The 1,142-nt window shown below is 70.6% G+C and carries 1 protein-coding gene; it reads left to right on the top strand.

Features of this window, described 5'->3' with window-relative positions; genetic code table 11:
- The first annotated feature begins 377 nt into the window (after nt 1–377).
- On the top strand, nt 378–1,106 hold the full coding sequence (locus OZN99_RS32165) for a PEP-CTERM sorting domain-containing protein (RefSeq protein WP_270939254.1): 729 nt from the start codon (nt 378–380) through the stop codon (nt 1,104–1,106).
- The last annotated feature ends 36 nt before the right edge of the window (nt 1,107–1,142 follow it).

Consider the following 1,142-nt stretch of genomic DNA (forward strand, 5'->3'; position numbering starts at 1 on the left):
ACGCGACCGCGACGCGGGTGGCGGAGGTGCTGGCCGGTGCGCATCCCGGTCTCGGCACGGCGGCGCGGGCGGCGGTGGCGGCGGGGCATGACTGGGACGCGACGCTGCGCCCGCTGGACGCGCTGTTCGCCGGGCGGGGCGCCGCGCGCGGCTGATCCGGGCCAGGGAAGCCGAGGCCGGCGATTTCGCCATCCCTGCCCGGCAGGCAACTCGATTTCAATCCGCGGTTCGTGATGGAGTCGGCAGACTTTACATTGTGAGAAAATGTAGGGCATATCTGATCTATTAACTGGAATAGTCTCAATAATTTGCCCAGACGGCATGCGGCTTGCACCTCTGCGCGCGGGTCAACCGCATGCCAAGGAGCAGACTCGACCATGCGCAACATTCTTCCGCTCGCCCTCGCGCTAGCTTTCGCCGCTGCGCCCGATGCGCTCGCCGCACCGATCGTCACGACGGCCAATCCCGGGCTGGCGAGCGAGATCGGCGCCCGCATCCGCTGGGGTGCCACCGGATTCGAGGCGTCCGTCTACGACGCCAACGCCCTGAACCAGTCGCCGACCCTCAACCCCGGCGGCTCGCCGGTCTGGCAGATCGGCCAGGCCTACGGGTTCGAGGTGAGCTATGCCGCGGCGACCGGGGCCATCTCGCTCAGCGTGGACTTCAACCGCGACAGCGCCTTCGGCGCCGGCGAGTCGATCAGCCGCAGCACCTTCGCGCTGCCGGGTGCGACGAGCTACGCCGGGCTCGGCTTCACCTACCTCAGCATCACCGGAAACGAGAGCGGCAGCACCGGCCGGTCCACGATCACCGGCCTGACCATCAACGGTACCGCGCTGTCCAGCCTGGCGCCGGTCGGCGGCTTCCAGGAGACGTTCTATCGCGCAGCCGACAACACCGTGCTGGAGGATGTCGTCATCCGCGGCAGCATCACCTTCACCGCGACCGGCACCGCCCAGGAGCGGCCTGCGTGGGACGTCCGCTTCATCGGCCCGGATACCCCCGGCACGATCGACGCGGTGGTGCCGGAACCCGCGACCCTGGCGCTGTTCGGGCTGGGGCTCGCGGGGCTCGGCCTCGCGCGGCGCCGGCGCCAGCCGGCCTGAGGCTGGGCGCGGGGCGGGGGCGGCGAGGCCCCCGCC

It is taken from the genome of Falsiroseomonas oryzae (assembly GCF_027856955.1).
In the GTDB taxonomy this organism is placed as follows: Bacteria; Pseudomonadota; Alphaproteobacteria; order Acetobacterales; family Acetobacteraceae; genus Falsiroseomonas; species Falsiroseomonas oryzae.

Coding starts and splice junctions, on each gene's coding strand:
- OZN99_RS32165 (WP_270939254.1), top strand. CDS start 378: ATGCGCAACATTCTTCCGCTCGCCCTCGCGCTAGCTTTCGCCGCTGCG.